The organism is Sporosarcina sp. PTS2304, from assembly GCF_003351785.1.
Classification (GTDB): Bacteria; Bacillota; Bacilli; order Bacillales_A; family Planococcaceae; genus Sporosarcina.
Genome location: NZ_CP031230.1, coordinates 3,157,889 through 3,174,741, shown reverse-complemented (window position 1 = coordinate 3,174,741; position 16,853 = coordinate 3,157,889). Strand labels below are relative to the sequence as shown.

Below are 16,853 nucleotides of genomic sequence, written 5' to 3'. Positions count from 1 at the left end.
TTAATAAGCTCCTTCCATCTGTTTAATGCAAATTAACCTTTTCAACGCGCGAATATAATAATAAAAACTAACCATTAACACAAGTGCATAAACGAATAGTGGCATACCGACAAGAACCTCACTATAAAATGAATCATCAGCATACTTCAATACTAAGTTTACTGTAATCCACACAATAACCGTTGCCGCCACACTAAACAGCGAACGCCGCTTCATCATCGTGTATAAGAAGAAAATAGAGAACACGAATAACCCCGTCGTCGAAATCATAAATGCCCGCATAAAGTGAATATTTTCATAGACTATTATAATGAGTGAAATGCTAGCCGTATTGACAAGTATGGCAACAACACTGAAAATGAGCATACGAAAAGCAATCATTTGATAGACGTTGTATTTACAAGACATCTCTACTTCATACGTGACATTACTTATTTTTATCGCGTACGTATAAATTGAAAAGGCAATAAATAATAGAGGGGATAACAGAAACAACTGCGCATATAAATCATCTACATTTGTAACAGTTGATTCCGCACCTATAACAAATGGACCTACTACCCCGATAGCCATCATTGAAATGAGTGCAAGTATTGAATGTCCTGACAGTAGATGTTGTAGCCCGACTTGTTGGACCATTGTTTTCATATACAGATAAAAGGATGGTTGATGCCCAGTGCCCACTGCGACAATTTGACTTACCTGTTGCTGAATCGTTCGCTCGTCTGGCATTGGAATGTGGAACTTTTCTTTAGTCATGAGAACCCTCCTTCATAGTCTTTCTAATGCGCCTTAATGACGTATAATATTTCGTTTTCACCGTAGATAGCGGCATATCCTCAATCGCCGCGATTTCCTGAAATGTATATTCCCCAAATAATTTAAGACGCATAATTTGTTGAGAACTTGCTTCTAATTCATTCACAATCGAAGTCACTTTCTCGTAATCCTCTTTATATTCCAGTGAAATCGTTACATCATATGTATCTTCAATGTCAACCTCCTCAAGTGGCTCTTCAATTTGTGCATAACGATAACTTTTAGACCTGTAATAATCGACAAGTCTATTCGATGCAATTTTGTACAACCACGTTCGAAACGCGGCTTTCTTGCTGTCATATCGCTTAATGGATTTCAGCACACTTATGAAAATTTCCTGCGTAAGATCCAGCGATAACTCATTATCTAGCGTTTGTTTATATAGATACGCATAGACTTCTTTGTAATACTTGGAAACGAGCGCATTTGCCGCAGACTCATTACCCGTTCGCTTTATTTTCTTAATCCAACGTACCTCATTGTCCATCTTTCATCACACGCTTCCCACACTATTTCTAGCCCCTACAAGTATATTCGTATTCGATACAATAATAGTTTGAAAACAAATAAAAAAGTTGTCGGTAAGGAGTAAATTACTTTGCTCTTTATCGACAACTTACCTATTAGATTTCTACTTTCTCGGTAAATCCGAAAATTCCTACAATCAATTGTAGGAATTCTTCTATTACCTTAAAAATCAAATGTATTAGCAACCCAAATAAAATCCAGTAAGTTGCAATTGCAATAAAGCTGAGTATTATTGCAACAAAAAATGATTAACGCTCTAAATAAAAATCCCCATTATTTATTAAATAACCTTTATGTTACTTGTTAAAGTTACTGGCCCTATCGTTGAACGGGTGCAAATCCATATTCCAGAATTGCACCCGATTATTGATATAGGTAACTTGGTTAACCCTCCACAAGCCCATAGTATTTAAATAGCTTTCCCTCTGATTCAACGAGTAAAATTGGCCCTCCAACTTCTCCCTTTTCTTTAGCCGAATAGATTTTCGAACCAACAGGCAATTTGTTCGACATATCATCCTCAAAGTTTGTATCTGTATTATTTCTTGTTTTTATTTCTCCTACCTGTTCGTCTTTTGTTAAAGTCAGTTCTTCAACCCAATCAATTCCAGTCTTATAAATCACACCATCAAATTGAAATATATCAGCCTCAGGATCTGATGTTAAAATCTCTTTTGAATCAGGATTTTCAGTTGTATGAGTTTCTGTTGTACTTGTAATTGATGAATTAGAACATCCAACAGCTGTTAATAAAATAAAAACAGACAAACTTAAAAATAATATTCGTATTCTCACCTAATCACTCCTTTTATCGTTAGACGGATAAAGGTTAAATAAGTTACCGATATATTCTGTAAAATGGCTCGATTCTTGAATAAGCAACATCTTGTTTTTATTGTTTTTCCTTAGATAAGTTGATGTATTCTTCTTTACTACTTAACTTTATTAAAAACGGATATATCAATAAAACAATAACAAATAAAGTAGGAAATAAACTTAGCAAGATCGCTCCTGGAATGTCAAAGAAAATCTTTAAAAGGAGTGGAAGTAATACAATTGGAGTTAGAAAGGCATTTATTGTTTTTGATTTTTGTGTTTGATATTGTCTTTCTCCGCAATAGGGGCAAGTCATTGCAGGATCCAAGGTAAAAGTCTTTTTGATGGTTTGTTTCCAACTCCACTTACTATGGCAATTCTCGCAATTCGGCATTTAAATCCCTCTTATTCCTCATTCTTGCTCGATTGCGATACAAGCGTGATCTTTTATAAAACAATTATCTCTGTTTTAATCTTCATTACCTGAGTAATCTATAATAACTTTTTTACAACTCTCACAAAGATAAGCGTCAACATAATTGATTGAAAAACGATTTTGTTTTGATAACAAAACTGATCCCTTACTGAGACTTGGTTCAACACTCAATTTTGACACTTTGGGCACCCAAGCAAGCCTAGTACCACTTTGTATATAACCTTTTTTCATTTCTTCATCACAATTCGGACAATTATTTTTATTCATATTACCCCTCCTACAAATTATTAAATTAAATGGCCCAATAGTTAAACTTCTTATAAATGAATTACAAACTCTATACCCGTTGGCTTCTCCTTAAAATGGTCACTATACTCTTTGACAACTAACTCCAGTCCTGAAAAATCGTCAGGTAATGGTGGAGAAATAATATAACTGTATTTGAAATAGCCTGTGGATCCGCTTCCACCATCTTGCCGACAATCGTACTGTTCCCCTAAAGATAATTCAAAATCACTCTGCTCATTCATGTGCGGTGAATCATTTATACCATCCCAATCGACATTAAGATTTATTACGCTTGCATTCTCATACTGCCGTATAAAGGTTATTGAATATAAACGCTCATCTATTTCAACTGATTTTAAAACAGGGATATGCTTTCTAAATCCAGTCGGTTCAACACGAGGTCTAAAAAGTTCTTTCATTCTTAGCGTTTCGAAAAAGGAACTTAAATAATCTTCATATAGATCGTACTTTGTAGCCCACTTTGAGATAGCGTCTTCAGATGGAAACCCAGGATTATCGTTCGAGAGATCTTTACGTTGTTTTAATAAAGCACAAATTTGTTCGTCTATAGGGTAAAGTTGTTCATCATAATGGTTCGTTGGACGTTCAAACGGCATTTGCTTCATTTTATCCCCTCCTCAATTTTATATCTGAACTACAATTTTAATTATTATAACATCAACAGAAAATACTAATCTTTTTCAAGCTCATTTCTTAAACAAAACTGGTCCGTTTGGTGAATGGGCACAAGTCTTTGTACAAGAATCGCTCTCGATTACTTTAAATGAAATAACCATAAGCGAGTGTGCCTGCTAAGCCCAATAATAAGAGTGTTGCACTGAGGGTCGCGCTTGTACTACCTTTCTTCCAACTTATAATGCTCGTTGTGAACTAACTACCAAGCAACATTATGACTCCGATATGTTGTAACCATTTCGTTGCTGAAAAAATTCCAGTGAATAAAATTAATGTCCCTATAACAGGAATTCCCATGCCAAGATAAACAGAAGGACGCTTTAATTCTGTTCTAAATTTACCCCGATCTTTCTTATCCATTTTCATATAAATACTAGCGAAAAAGAGTATTGGTATAATCCATATTGCAATTGTCAAAAACTGAATAAATAACACACCTATCATATCCTTACTGTTTTTTTACAATCTGGTCTTTTTTCAGAATAATCCTTTACTCTTTTGGAAGTACTCCTTTTGTGATTTTCTTCATCGCTTTGTCCGATATAGTTCCAATACTAATAAAGACAAAGAATAATATGACAAGGAAAATAAAAGCCTCTAAGAAGGGACTCTGGAATTTTCCTTCAATCAAGTTTTTCCCGTAAACTATAAGGGCTGTTGAAGTACCTACCGTGAAAATAAAAGTTATAATAACACCTAAAAGTTGAGTTTTACTAAGTTTCTTATACTCTTTCAAAGTCTCTCTATTTTTTATAAATGCACGTGCCATTAATAGCGCAAGTAATATAATTAACACATAGTTACCCAAGTTTACCCTCCTCAAAATGGTTCTCTAATGGTGTAATCCTTATGCCACCATTGCGCCCATTTATTGATTAACGATTGGTTTCTTATGAGCTGGCTAGTGAAAAAGCGTTCTAGTTTCAGAAGAATAGACTTATTTTATACCTTAGTGTATATAAGATTCTCCTTTTTCGAAAATGAAAACCCTGTCTCATCAAAGGTATTAAAAATTGATACATAACACTCTCTCACTGAAAAACCTAATCCGCTTAACCATACGTTTGAGTGGATCAGGTTATCTTTTGCATCAATTGCCTCTTGAGTCATTTCGATAACTTCAATTTTTTCTATCTGTCTTCCAATAAATAAAGCGGTATTTTCTATTGCATTTTTTCGCCATTCCAGATTTAATTCTTGATCGCCATACCAATCTACTGTTTCTTTTAAATCAATTTCATCCCAAGTAACAGCAATTTCATCATCTTTAAACGAACAAAACTCTAATTGTTTTTCTCCAATTAACAAAATTACAGGACAATCAGCCCAAAATTCACCGTCAGACGCTTCATGTACTGTCCAAACTTCACGTAAATTTGAACCAATGAGTGACTTTAACGTAGCGCCATGCTCCTTGATAAACTCATTTTTATCAGTATAGAATTTGGGGTTGTAATCTTTTATACCGAGCATTGTACACCTTCCTCCAACGACTTAAATTGGCTTTATTTCGGCATTTCTTGTTAAACACTCCTTATTCCAGAAATAACGCCTGATTGTAAAAGTTCCGAAATCATTTAATTTTTTCTATAGTGAGTGTATGGATTCTGACTGGGGCTATTTCCATAGTCGTCCCATCATGTCCAACTCTCACCTTATCACCTACTTGAAACGTTTCTTCTCTATTCTCAGGGAGATCGATTACAACGGATCCTGAAAGGTTAGTATCGTTTGCTTTAATTTCAGAAACGTACGCTGTTCCACTACTATAGATTTCTTCGATTGTTCCTATAAAAGTTACTTTAACGCCTTGCTCACAATTATCTAAACCCCAGAACAGTAAAACAGCAACTACTATCAAACAAAAAGATAGAACAATAGTAATCACTATTGTTCTCTTGTTATTCATTTATTCTTCTACATTGTATTCTATTTGGTTCGCACCACTAGTTTGAATCTATCTTCTCTTTGGATCAACTATCCTTCGCATCATTGCGACAAGTACAAAAAAGTTAAAGAGTGAATAGCCAACGCATATCCACTCCTTTGCAAATTTTTACTCATTAAATAAATTTTCATCTAGATAAGCAGCAGTCCAATGAAAAGGTTGCACCTCTGATAAAGCCTTAAAAACTAACTCTTCTCCTGGCACAGTAACTGCCACTTTTACGTTTGGTCCCCAATAAATTAATCTTTCCTGACATACTCCACACGGAGAAAGCACCTTAAAAGCTGAATGTTCATCATCTCGTACTACACATATTGAATGGGTTACCTTTTGGTTTAGTTTATGAGCTTCTAGAATTGCCCCTGTTTCGATACAGAGTTCTGTAGAAGCAGCAATAACTTCAGGTGCCACGCTTGTCAAAATCGTACCATTCTCTAAAGCCATTGCTGCAGCGCCCCCCCCAATCAAAAGGATATCTCTTCTTAATTAATTCCACCGCTGCATCGAATAATTGCCTTTCTATGTTCATTTATATTCTCCCAACATATCATGTTTTATTTTCTGTCTGTTTGACCAAATGGCTCGATTCTAGCAGAAATCTATACAATTACAAGAAACGTTTCTTACTCATCTACACGTAAAGGAATAGTTGCTTGTAAGATCATTATGGATTTCTACTATCTCTTCTCCTCCGTTTTTATGACATTGTGAACGTAATGCACCGATTTCTTTCGTATTAAAATAACTAGCACTAGCAATTAAAAAAGAAATAACTAGTAAAAGCGTGATTCCAATCAATAAAACACCTGTAAACTATTTGTTTTCGGACACACTCACTTTCTACACCACCTCTATGTTTCATCACTACTTCCGAATCTGTCTCAATTGCAATATAGCAATAGGCAAATAGTTTTCCCTCTAATTCAACAAGTAGAATGAATCGTCCCGTTGCCTTAGCTGAAGAGAATGTCACTATTAGTCTGACCTAGTCATAAAACCGAATTCTCTTTAACTATCTTTCAATTTTAGTAAATAATGCGTATATCCCTTTAAAGCATCCTCCGCTTCATCCAAGGATATCGTTTCCATCGCAACGTAAATATGGTTTTTCGTTATATAAAATGTAGGATTTGACATAATCCCATCTTCTACATACATCATATAATGTTTGATTTCTTTAGCATCTAATTCCTTTTTTATCCTATCATAGTCAAATATGGAACTCAGACCTTCAAAGTTTTCAATATTTTCACTTGCTAACTCATCATAATAGGTTTCGCCATAGTCTTTTATAGTCATAAATTCAAAACCTTCTGTCGGATTCTCTCCAAATGTTCCCGAAGTTTCATAGAAATAATTCTTTTTAATAGAAAACTCTACATTAGTGAACGTTTCGGTTACTGCTTTCAAGTCTTTTTGATATTGTTCCTCACTTATTGTAGATGGTTTACGCATATATGCTACTTCATCAAAAATATAGTCTCCATAAAAATCAGCTATAGTGAAAGACGTATGATCTGTAGATTTATTTGAAGAGCCACATCCTGCTAGCACTACTATCGTGACGATTTGTAAAAAAGCAATTACTATCATCTTTTTACTCATTTATCTTTCCTCCTTTTCTCATTACCCTTGATCGATACAATTTAATAAGATCGATTTAGTTTACTTCTACGACAAAATCCGTGTATGGCTCACCGTCAACCGTTACATCCATCTTCCAAAGTCCAGACTCGCCAAATCCTAGTTTCGCTTCCGTCTCTTCTCCAATTTCTGTGTCAATAAGTTGCTCGGAAGCCCCTGTATTTTGATGGGTAGCTATAATTTTGAATGTACTGTATTCGTTAACGTCCTCCAAAAAATACATACGGTACAACCTTCCTTGTTCTGCTGGAAACACCGGCTGATCAGGTCCATTTATGTTGATCATACCAAATTTTCCCTCAGTTCCATACAACACTTGGCTTTCCTTAGTAAATGTTGGACTTACCTTCCAGTCATCCGCTTCGTTGTCAGGTGCACATCCGACCAAAAATAGTAAAACTAGAATGATGAAAAAGTTAAAATTTCTCATTTTCCTATCCCTCCTCGTTACTTTAAATTATTTCATTTACACTGTGTCTCATTAGTAAGCAGACGGCTAAATGTTCGATATGTTACAGCGCTACTGATGTATTGTTTCCAACTGCTTTTCAATGAAGTGCTTTATCACGTGATCGCTATTACGCAATTTATATTAAATTCATCGTAGCTGAGGTATTTTTGTTTGTCAAAATCACTGAGAGTGTGGAAGCAATGAGTGGAGGCGGACTCTATGAGCGATTGCGGACACCCTATGAGCGCATACCCCAATCCTATGAGCGGTCGCGGACACCCTATGAGCGCAAACGGCAATCCTATGAGCGGTCGCGGACACCCTATGAGCGCATACCCCAATCCTATGAGCGGTCGCGGACACCCTATGAGCGCATACCGCAATCCTATGAGCGGTCGCGGACACCCTATGAGCGCATACCGCAATCCTATGAGCGATTGCGGACACCCTATGAGCGCATACCGCAATCCTATGAGCGGTCGCGGACACTCTATGAGCGCATACCGCAATCCTATGAGCGGTCGCGGACACTCTATGAGCGCATACCGCAATCCTATGAGCGGTCGCGGACACTCTATGAGCGCATACCGCAATCCTATGAGCGGTCGCGGACACCCTATGAGCGCAAACCGCAATTCTATGAGCGCGTCCACCACTACTCCAAACAAAAAAAGCACACTCCCCATCAAAAAGGAATGTGCTTTTCATTATTTACTGAAATCTATTTTTTTCGAAAGAGCGAACATGATCATACCGCCGACCGTCATCGACAATAATTCGCCTGCGCCGACCGTAAACCAGGTAAACCAGAACGGTAACCCATACAGCAACGTCAATTGACCTGCGATACTGAACATCGAGAAAGCGGCAATGAGAGCCATACAGACAAATTTCATCTTCATCGACTTCATATTCTTCGTCGCAGCACGGCTAATAATCAATACAAGAAACGTCGCAAGTCCACCAACGGGCACGTCCAAAAACCAAGTCGGTGAAAAGAAGTTCGCTAGCACGACACCTGCTGTAACAGCGATCACATATCGCTTGTTAAACAAAGCCAAGTAGTTGAACATTTCCGACAGACGTAATTGAATCGCACCGAAGCTGACGACCGCAAGCATGACCGTAACAGCCACATATAAGCTCGCGACCATCGCCATTTTGGCAATCTCACTGACAGCTGTACGCGGTTGCTCTTTAGAGAGTAACGTCATATCTATTCCTCCTTTATAAAACAGCACAGAGCCGTTTTAGTAATAACTACGGACAAAGGAAGAGAGAGCCTATCGCTCTTTCAAGAAGTTCCGTAGTGCAGCACAAAAGTCTGCTTGCCTAGTATAGCAGAAACAAACTCTGCTGGAAATCATTATTTTGCAGTCCACCCGCCATCAATCGGTATAACCGTTCCGTGGATATAACTAGACGCATCCGATGCCAAATAGACAGTCAACTTCGCCACTTCTTCCGGTTGCGCCCAGCGTCCAGCCGGCGTTTCCTCGGCTACCCATTTTGCCATCGCACCGTCACCTGCAAAATCCGCTGCATTCATTGGCGTCTCAATCGCACCCGGTGCAATCGCATTGACACGGATCCCCTCCCGGCAATAATCCATCGATAGCTGTTTCGTATAACCGACGACGGCATGTTTCGAGGCTGTATACGCCGCACCGCCACCGCCCGCCACCAATCCCGCAATCGATGCCATATTCACAATTACGCCTGACTTCCGCTTGGTCATACTTGGCAACAATGCATTCGTCACAAGAAACATCCCTTTTACATTCGTCTCAAGGATGCGATCCCACAACGCTTCGTCCGTCTCCAACGTCTTCGCAAAACCGTCCAGCACCCCAGCCGTATTACATAAAATATCGACTTCTCCAGCTTCCCTCACCGCTTCCAAAACCTCTTCATTTACACGAACATTTCCGACTGCATAACGAAATCCTTCGTACGTCCGTGCCAATGAATCCAGCCCTGATAGATCCCTGTCGAACCCAAAAACCTCAGCACCCTGTTCAAGAAACTCGATAGCTTGCGCCAGCCCGATTCCCGAAGCCGCCCCTGTAATAAAGACACATCTACCCTCAAATTCACCGTTCACTTTCTACTCCTCCAATCAAAAAAAGCTCATGGATCCCCATGAACTTCCACATCTTACTCAACAATTTTCCAATCATCCGCCAATAAATCACATACTGTTGGAGTAAACATCGTATAGCCTTCTCCTCGCACATTGATCACAAAATACGGGTTCATCGTCTCGCCATCCAATGTTTCTGCCGGAACCAGCTTCACATATAATTCCGCGCCGCCCCAATTCCCACGAATCACTTTTTCTCCCGCTTTCAGACGCGGCAAAATTTCTTCGAAGTTCATATCGTTCCATCCTTCCTCACGCACATACAGTTTTTCAGTACTTACAGAGTACCATAGCCGAGGTGGGTGAACAAGACAACAGGCGTGAACAACATTCTTATGAATACATCCTCCAAAAATACAAGCCACGTTCCATGATCGCTCATAGAATGTGGCTTGCTAGTTGCTCATTCTTTATTGCATAAGCCCGTCGGATGCATTGAAGTGTACTTTGTATCGACCGTATTCTGTCTCTGCGTTGAAGACGTATTGGTCGAATGTGTAAGGAGCGTCGGTGACTGGATCTAGTTCAATTTGTTGCGTTTTTGTAACGTATTTAATGACGACTTCTTTGTAATTGTAAGATTTATATTCCGCCTCAATCACTTTTTTCGCTTCGTCCACTGTAAACTCGAAGTTCTTTGTGCCGGCTGGCGTATACGTGAAGGAAGCTAATTTCCAATGACTATTTTGCTTTTTAAACGTGTAGTCTACGAAACCGCCAGTGGAAATGCCGTTTTGGAACTCAATCGTTTTGACATGGAGCGTATTCGCATCTGGTTGTGTAAAGTTAAAACGGACGAGCGGCTCCATACGCAACACGGGAAGCGCTTGGTTGTAGCACTCCATACACGCTTTTGCATAATAATTGACTAGCGTATTGTCCACAACATCTTTCGTAGCATATTTAGATAACTCCATCTTGATGTCCGCGTATGGCTGACCGTTCGTCTGTCCTTTTCTCATCGTTTGCTCAATTAAATAAGGAATTCGATTTGACAGATCCCACGCTTTTCCTTTGGTCATCGCATTTCCTGCTGGACGTGCATCGCGTACTAACATCGCACGGTATAAAAACTCCGCATAATGCGCGCGTGTCACAGATTCATTCGGTAAAAACTCTCCCTGATATCCTTTCGCTACCCCGCTGGAATAAAGAGCATTGGCATGAACGTAGCCCCAGTGATCAGGATATACGTCATAAAATGCGTTTTGCGTGGTCATGTGTAAATCAAACGCTAAGTCCAGCACTTTCGCCATCTGGATACGAGTGACAGGTGCGTCTGGGTTAAACCTTCCATCCGGCCCTCCGCTAACAATCCCCGCCTCAGATAATTTCATAATAGAAGAATAATACGGATGGTTCTTCGGCACATCATAGAATTTCGCCTTTGTACTCGTTGGCTGTGGCAACTTTAGCACTTTATCCAATAAAGCTGCGACGTGTTTACGGCTGATTAGCTCTTGCGGACGGAAATTCCCATCTGGATATCCACCGATATATCCTCTTTCCGCCATGTACTGAATCGCTTTGTAATTCGAATGCGTAGTCGGTACATCTTTAAAACTTTTAACTGCCGCTTGATTGACTCCTGTAAAAATGGTGAATGAAAGCATCACGAACAATAGTGTACCTACAACAACTCGACAGATCCCCTTCATAACCTTTTCCTCCCCGCATGTTTTTTCGCCGGCGGTAGCTGCACGATACTTGTTCATTCTATTTTACTAGATAGAATGCTATTCGTATACAATTAATAACAGAATATTCCGACTATTTTTCATATAGTTATGTATTGATAAGATTCTTTACCCCATTCCACGTAAAGTATGCATGTTTTTTAAAATTTATTTCAATTGTTCCCACTAATTGTAAAATATTATACTGTTATAAAGTTTTGTTCATTACGAATACCGACTCTATGGTAAGCGTCAAAAGAACCACACCTTCAAATGAGATGTGGTTCTCTTTATACTAGATAAGTATATATGTTGATTTATATTCCTTCTTTACCTTGATAACACTGTTCAGGCAAAGTCGAAGACCAAGGCATCAGTTGTTCCAACTGTTCGTCATCTGCCAGATCTAAGTTAGGCAGCTTTTCAAGAAGATACGTTAAATAGTGAGGGACATGCAGCTGATTTTCTTTCGCAGTTACGATCAGGCTGTACATTCTTGCGCTCGCTGTTGCGCCTCTAGGTGTGACCGAGAAGAGCCAGTTCTTTCGGCCGATCACAAACGGCTTGATGCTTCGTTCGGCACGGTTATTATCTATCTCCAGATAACCATCTAGAAATGGCTGCCTCAATTTCTTTTCCTGATTGACGGCATATGTTAGCGCCTCACCAAGCTTGCTTTTCGGCAGTACATCTATTCGGACAGTTTTTACCCAGGCGAAAAAAGCCTCCACTAGGGGCTCAATTTTTTTCTTGCGTACCTCAAGCCGTTCGGAAGGAGTAAGCTCCTTTATTTCTGATTCCGCTCCATAAATCTTGCCGATTTGGTTGACTGCTTCCTCTGTCAGCGTACGCCGCCTCTTCGATTTTTTCGGAATGGCGCGCAGGGCTTCATCAAATTTTCGGCGCAAATGTGCCCAACAGCCTGATAGCCGTACACTTTGCAGGCTTTCGTAAGCCTTATAACCATCTACATGAAGCGTACCAGCATAGCCTTCCAGAAATTGTTTCGGGTATTCCGATCCCCGACCAGGCTGGTAGTCATACACCACGCAAGGGACATCAAACTTCCCGGTACGGTACAGCCACATATAGGAAGTGGTAGAGGGACTGCGTCCTTTTTCACGCAAGACCTGCACACTGGTTTCGTCTGCATGAAGGTAGTCGGCTGACAAAATACGCTGTCGCATATTCTCATAGAGCGGTTCAAACCACCGATCGGACACATTCATTAACCAATTGGAGAGGGTCTGCCTTGAAAGCGGCGCGCCTGCCTGTCGAAAAACTTCCTCTAACCGATAGAGCGGCATGCCGAACAAGTATTTTTGAGTAATCAAAAATGACAGGATCGAGGGCGAGGCCATACTTTTTGGCAATACCGGATTGGGCATTGGTGCCTGAACAATCGGTGTCTGGATGCCTTCTTGATCGCAATGCCTGCAGGCATAGACTTCCCGTTCGTGTTCGACGACTTTCACTTGTGCTGGGATAACCACGAGTTCGCGGCGAACTTCTTTTTTCATGACATGCATTGGGTGACCGCAATCTAAACAAGCCTGCTCCTCTGGGGGCAAGCTGTATGTCACACTCTCCACCGGCAGATCGGCAGAGAAAGTCGTGCGTGTTTCCCGTGGAGTTTTTTTCGCAGGTGAAGATCCCGAAATCACCTCTTCAGGTTCTGAAGATGGTTCAGCAGAAGCATCTAGCAGTGCTTCTGCTTCATTAAACAATTCCATCTCCATCTGGCCTTTCGGTGCCTTTTCGCTGGAGCGTCCAAATTCCTTACTTTTTTTCAAACGAAACTGCTCCTCGTACCAAGACACCAAAGCGGACAATCTCGCGACTTCTTGTTCCAACACAGTTACACGGTCATTCTGTTCAGTTGTATGGGATGAGATCTTCTGATTAGTTTTCATAAAAGTAAAATTCGCCAAAAGCTGACAAAGTCCTTCTGCTTTTTAAAAAAACTTTGTGATTTATACGATTTTGTTTCCCAGTATACGGGGGAAGACTTTTCCTTCTTCAATAGTCAATCCATCGAGCATCCATTGAAGCTGGCGCGGGCTGATAGACGTGGTTTCTTCTTCTTGGCCGTCAGGCCAGTGAAAGCGGCCAGTTTCCAGTCGCCGGTAGTACAACCAGAAGCCATTGTAGTCCCAGTGCAGGATTTTTAAACGGTCGCGATCCCGGTTACAAAAGATAAATAAATTGGAGGAACACGGATTTGCCTGAAAGGTTTCCTGCACCTTCGCAGACAGACCATCAATGGACAGCCGCATATCCGTTGCGCCATGTGCCAGATAAATCCCCTGAATACCTTCCAGATTAATTCGCATCAGCCAACACCTCCAGTAACTCTTGTACCAGTTCGCGGTCGAAGCCGCTGCTGATCACTAATTTGTAGTCCCGATAATGAAGATCTACTGTGGAAGAAGGAAGGGCGACCGCAACAGATGACCAAGTGGTTTTGGATTCCAAAAATTCTCCTTTGCGTGTATCCTCCGGAGAGAGCCGCCTCCGTGCTTTTGCGAATTGATCATAGGAGAAATCGCTTTGTCTTCTGACCCACTCGGCCATATTTTCTCCACTTCGTCGCCACTCTTCGATGATTTCTGTCCATTCCAAATCGGTTTTACTGTGCTCAGCCAAGGGCTGAAGGGTTGGTTCATTCATTTCTCTACTTCCTTTCCAATAAGCTAGTCATAGTTTCTCATTAAAAGAGGAAGAGAGGAATGTGTCCTTCTTTTGACGCTTACACTCTATGAGCGAATACAACGATTCTATGAGCGCATAAGCACTTTCTATGAGCGAATACAACGACTCTATGAGCGCATAAGCACTTTCTATGAGCGAATACAGTGACTCTATGAGCGCATAAGCACTTTCTATGAGCGAATACAGTGACTCTATGAGCGCATAAGCACTTTCTATGAGCGAATACAACGACTCTATGAGCGCATAAGCACTTTCTATGAGCGAATACAACGACTCTATGAGCGTGACTTACTCGTGGCGCTCGTATGAATTTTGCGAACAGGGAGTAAAGCGGACAATCAGCGCTGTAGGTTTGCGTAAAGTAGAAGCCGAACGAAAAAAGTGACGAGAGCCATTGTCGACCCTCGCCACTTTCATTGTTCAATAATACATGCCTGAATCCGAATCCAACTGGACGGTTTCCGTATCGACATTCGTCGTAACAGTGAACGTATAGACGTCGTACGTATACTTCTCTTCCGTTACAATATCCTTTTTAGTCGCTTGTTTTTTAGAAACATACTTCACATCTACTGTGTCATTATAAGATAAAAAGTCATGGCGAATAATTTGTTTCGCTTCATCCACTGTCAGCTTGAAATTCTTTTTCCCGACCATTTCGTACGTATAGTCTTCCATCTTCCAAGTTCCTGACACTTTTTTGAATAAATAACCCACAAATCCACCATGTGCCAAGCCGTCACCAAATTCTACCGTTTCTACACTTATTCGATTCGGTGTCGGCTCGGTGAAATTAAAGCGCAAGTTAAATTCTGAACGCAATTGGAATGGGAATAAAAACTGGTCACACTCTGTACAGACAAGTGGATAGTATTCTTGAAGATTGCCTTCCACAAACTCTAGCGTCGCATATTTCAATAACTCCGGACGCAGTTGAGCAAACGTCTTTTTCTGTCTCTTTCCTTCAACTAATGTGTATTCAATTTTATTCGTCAACCGATTAGACAAATCAATGGCCTTGTTCTTTGTCACTTTCCCGAGGCTTGGATCTGCTTTTTTCGCTTGAATGGCACGGTGTAAAAACTCCGTATAATGTGCGCGCGTCACAGGACGATTCGGATAAAATTTTCCTGCATCCCCTCTCGCCACTCCACTGGAAGCTAGCGCATTCGCGTGTACATAGCCCCAATGATTGCGGTAGACGTCTTCGAACATATCGTACGCTGTCATATTGAAGTCATACGCCAAATCCAATACTTTCGCCATTTGAATACGGGTAATTGCTGCTTCCGGATTGAACTTTCCATCGAGCCCCCCGCTGAAAATTCCCGCTTCTGTCAAGTTCATGATAGCTGAGTAGTATGGATGGTTTTTCGGTATATCTTTGTAGACTACTTTTCCACCCGTATAGGCCGGCATATTGAGCGCTTTGTCCAATAATTTGGCTACGTGTTTGCGGCTAATGCTTTGGCTTGGTCGAAACGTTCCGTCGGGATACCCCGTAATGTAGCCTGCTTCTTGGATCGCTTGAATGGCGTTATAGTTCGGATGTTTCTTTGACACGTCTTTGAATTCCTTCACCGCCGCTTGACCTGTCCCCATGCCGCCGATTGACAGAGCAAAAGCTAAAGCTACGAGCCACGTGAGTTGAATGATTTTCTTCATTTGTTCCCTCCTCTGTTGATGTAATTAACTCTATTCCCTATTATCATTCTATCATTATAATACTAGTAGTTTGTAATCATCTTTTCACCTATGCCCACAAGTGAACGATAAAAAGTACCCGCGACAACCGCAGGCACTACTTGGTTTGGCTAGTTATAATGATAAAAATTAGTAACATCTATAATTTCTCTAAAGTTGTGGTCTTTATATACAAAGTTAGCTAAATGTATTCTTCACCTTTAAATCCCCGCCTACACTTGCACGTTGCGTTGGTGTAATTGCAGACTCCTCTGACTTTTTGAAAATACCAAATGGCTTGCCAACAGGAAGAAACTCTCTTTCAAAATGTTCATTTAACACAGCCGCTCCAGCACCGTAAAATGATAGTAAAGAAATGATCAATTCAGAGTACGCCGCCAATTGATGAGGGAATGCCCCGAGTAACCCAAAGCTGTCGAGCGCCAAGCCGATAAAAAGAAAATTGATAAAAAAGAAAATCGAAAATAATACTTTTGTCGTCTCCATAGCTCCGATCGTCATAAAAATTGTAAAGATCAAATACCCGACAAAAGCCAAACCTAACTGATGTGGATCCACCCCAGCAGCCAATGTCTCCCCAAAGACACCTCTTTGTAGCAGCCAAGACGCACCGACCGCCAGCCAGAATAAACCGTATGCTCCAAATGCCGTCGTGCCGAATGTATTATTGCGTTTTGAGTCATTGACGCAAGCGAACAGTTGCGCAAATCCTCCTAAAAAAATAGCCCACGGAATAACAAATGAGACCTCCGTAGTCAATCCTAACTTTTGTGAAGAAGCTACAAGAGTAACCATCGCTAGGCCGAATAAGCCTACTGCAGATGGGTCTGCTGTCACTACCTTCATCTCTTTCATTTGATTCCTACTCATGACATCCTCCCGAAAAAGCTAACCAAACCTTCTATATAATAGCATTTAATATTATTTTCACAAATTTTTATCTCATATTTTTTTCCAATTAATCCAGCTGATCAACCATTTGTGCGAAGTTA

Annotated in this window: 22 protein-coding genes and 1 pseudogene; all 23 read right to left on the bottom strand. The window is 40.5% G+C overall.

Annotated features, from left to right (window positions below):
* Positions 1 to 759 (bottom strand): hypothetical protein, encoded by a 759-nt coding sequence (locus DV702_RS15220; RefSeq protein ID WP_114925510.1) that lies wholly within the window; start codon positions 757 to 759, stop codon positions 1 to 3.
* Positions 752 to 1,306 (bottom strand): RNA polymerase sigma factor, encoded by a 555-nt coding sequence (locus DV702_RS15215; protein WP_114925509.1) that lies wholly within the window; start codon positions 1,304 to 1,306, stop codon positions 752 to 754. Before DV702_RS15215 ends, DV702_RS15220 begins: the two co-directional genes overlap by 8 nt.
* A 425-nt stretch (positions 1,307 to 1,731) precedes the next feature.
* Positions 1,732 to 2,142 (bottom strand): hypothetical protein, encoded by a 411-nt coding sequence (locus DV702_RS15210; RefSeq protein WP_114925508.1) that lies wholly within the window; start codon positions 2,140 to 2,142, stop codon positions 1,732 to 1,734.
* A 97-nt stretch (positions 2,143 to 2,239) separates the two neighbouring features.
* Entirely contained in the window at positions 2,240 to 2,557 is a 318-nt protein-coding gene (locus DV702_RS15205; protein WP_114925507.1) for a TIGR04104 family putative zinc finger protein, read from the bottom strand.
* A gap of 75 nt (positions 2,558 to 2,632) precedes the next feature.
* Positions 2,633 to 2,866, bottom strand: a complete 234-nt coding sequence (locus DV702_RS15200) for a PF20097 family protein (RefSeq protein ID WP_114925506.1) — start codon at positions 2,864 to 2,866, stop codon at positions 2,633 to 2,635.
* A gap of 50 nt (positions 2,867 to 2,916) precedes the next feature.
* Positions 2,917 to 3,513, bottom strand: coding sequence for a hypothetical protein (locus tag DV702_RS15195; RefSeq protein ID WP_114925505.1), 597 nt, complete (start codon positions 3,511 to 3,513; stop codon positions 2,917 to 2,919).
* Positions 3,514 to 4,073: 560 nt separating this feature from the next.
* Positions 4,074 to 4,391 (bottom strand): hypothetical protein, encoded by a 318-nt coding sequence (locus tag DV702_RS15185; RefSeq protein WP_114925503.1) that lies wholly within the window; start codon positions 4,389 to 4,391, stop codon positions 4,074 to 4,076.
* Between the two features lie 134 nt (positions 4,392 to 4,525).
* Complete coding sequence (locus tag DV702_RS15180) at positions 4,526 to 5,056, bottom strand: hypothetical protein (protein WP_114925502.1); 531 nt, start codon at positions 5,054 to 5,056, stop codon at positions 4,526 to 4,528.
* 100 nt (positions 5,057 to 5,156) lie between these two features.
* Positions 5,157 to 5,471, bottom strand: a complete 315-nt coding sequence (locus tag DV702_RS15175; RefSeq protein ID WP_162805832.1) for a hypothetical protein — start codon at positions 5,469 to 5,471, stop codon at positions 5,157 to 5,159.
* 168 nt (positions 5,472 to 5,639) lie between these two features.
* Positions 5,640 to 6,060: pseudogene (locus DV702_RS15170) on the bottom strand (cytidine deaminase).
* A gap of 479 nt (positions 6,061 to 6,539) precedes the next feature.
* Positions 6,540 to 7,136 carry a hypothetical protein gene (locus DV702_RS15165; RefSeq protein ID WP_114925500.1) on the bottom strand — a complete coding sequence of 199 codons (597 nt, stop codon included), beginning with the start codon at positions 7,134 to 7,136 and terminating at the stop codon, positions 6,540 to 6,542.
* A gap of 55 nt (positions 7,137 to 7,191) precedes the next feature.
* On the bottom strand, positions 7,192 to 7,605 hold the full coding sequence (locus tag DV702_RS15160; protein ID WP_114925499.1) for a hypothetical protein: 414 nt from the start codon (positions 7,603 to 7,605) through the stop codon (positions 7,192 to 7,194).
* 134 nt (positions 7,606 to 7,739) lie between these two features.
* Positions 7,740 to 8,294 (bottom strand): hypothetical protein, encoded by a 555-nt coding sequence (locus tag DV702_RS16925; protein ID WP_162805831.1) that lies wholly within the window; start codon positions 8,292 to 8,294, stop codon positions 7,740 to 7,742.
* A 39-nt stretch (positions 8,295 to 8,333) separates the two neighbouring features.
* Positions 8,334 to 8,840 carry a QueT transporter family protein gene (locus tag DV702_RS15155; RefSeq protein WP_240315641.1) on the bottom strand — a complete coding sequence of 169 codons (507 nt, stop codon included), beginning with the start codon at positions 8,838 to 8,840 and terminating at the stop codon, positions 8,334 to 8,336.
* Between the two features lie 152 nt (positions 8,841 to 8,992).
* On the bottom strand, positions 8,993 to 9,730 hold the full coding sequence (locus DV702_RS15150; protein WP_114925498.1) for a 3-oxoacyl-ACP reductase: 738 nt from the start codon (positions 9,728 to 9,730) through the stop codon (positions 8,993 to 8,995).
* Between the two features lie 53 nt (positions 9,731 to 9,783).
* Positions 9,784 to 10,005, bottom strand: a complete 222-nt coding sequence (locus DV702_RS15145; protein ID WP_114925497.1) for a DUF2829 domain-containing protein — start codon at positions 10,003 to 10,005, stop codon at positions 9,784 to 9,786.
* 174 nt (positions 10,006 to 10,179) lie between these two features.
* Positions 10,180 to 11,427 carry an S-layer homology domain-containing protein gene (locus DV702_RS15140; protein WP_162805830.1) on the bottom strand — a complete coding sequence of 416 codons (1,248 nt, stop codon included), beginning with the start codon at positions 11,425 to 11,427 and terminating at the stop codon, positions 10,180 to 10,182.
* Between the two features lie 335 nt (positions 11,428 to 11,762).
* Positions 11,763 to 13,358 (bottom strand): IS66 family transposase, encoded by a 1,596-nt coding sequence (locus tag DV702_RS15135; RefSeq protein WP_114925495.1) that lies wholly within the window; start codon positions 13,356 to 13,358, stop codon positions 11,763 to 11,765.
* 60 nt (positions 13,359 to 13,418) lie between these two features.
* Positions 13,419 to 13,778 carry an IS66 family insertion sequence element accessory protein TnpB gene (gene tnpB, locus DV702_RS15130; protein WP_114922868.1) on the bottom strand — a complete coding sequence of 120 codons (360 nt, stop codon included), beginning with the start codon at positions 13,776 to 13,778 and terminating at the stop codon, positions 13,419 to 13,421.
* Positions 13,768 to 14,115: an IS66 family insertion sequence element accessory protein TnpA gene (locus DV702_RS15125; protein WP_114923005.1), complete on the bottom strand. Its 348-nt coding sequence runs from the start codon at positions 14,113 to 14,115 to the stop codon at positions 13,768 to 13,770. The genes tnpB and DV702_RS15125 overlap by 11 nt, the downstream gene beginning before the upstream one ends.
* A gap of 27 nt (positions 14,116 to 14,142) precedes the next feature.
* A complete protein-coding gene (locus DV702_RS16920; RefSeq protein WP_162805829.1) occupies positions 14,143 to 14,427 on the bottom strand; it encodes a hypothetical protein in 285 nt (94 codons plus the stop codon).
* A 150-nt stretch (positions 14,428 to 14,577) separates the two neighbouring features.
* Entirely contained in the window at positions 14,578 to 15,822 is a 1,245-nt protein-coding gene (locus DV702_RS15120) for an S-layer homology domain-containing protein (protein ID WP_114925494.1), read from the bottom strand.
* Between the two features lie 216 nt (positions 15,823 to 16,038).
* Positions 16,039 to 16,731: an acetate uptake transporter gene (locus DV702_RS15115; protein WP_114925493.1), complete on the bottom strand. Its 693-nt coding sequence runs from the start codon at positions 16,729 to 16,731 to the stop codon at positions 16,039 to 16,041.
* Positions 16,732 to 16,853: the final 122 nt, after the last annotated feature.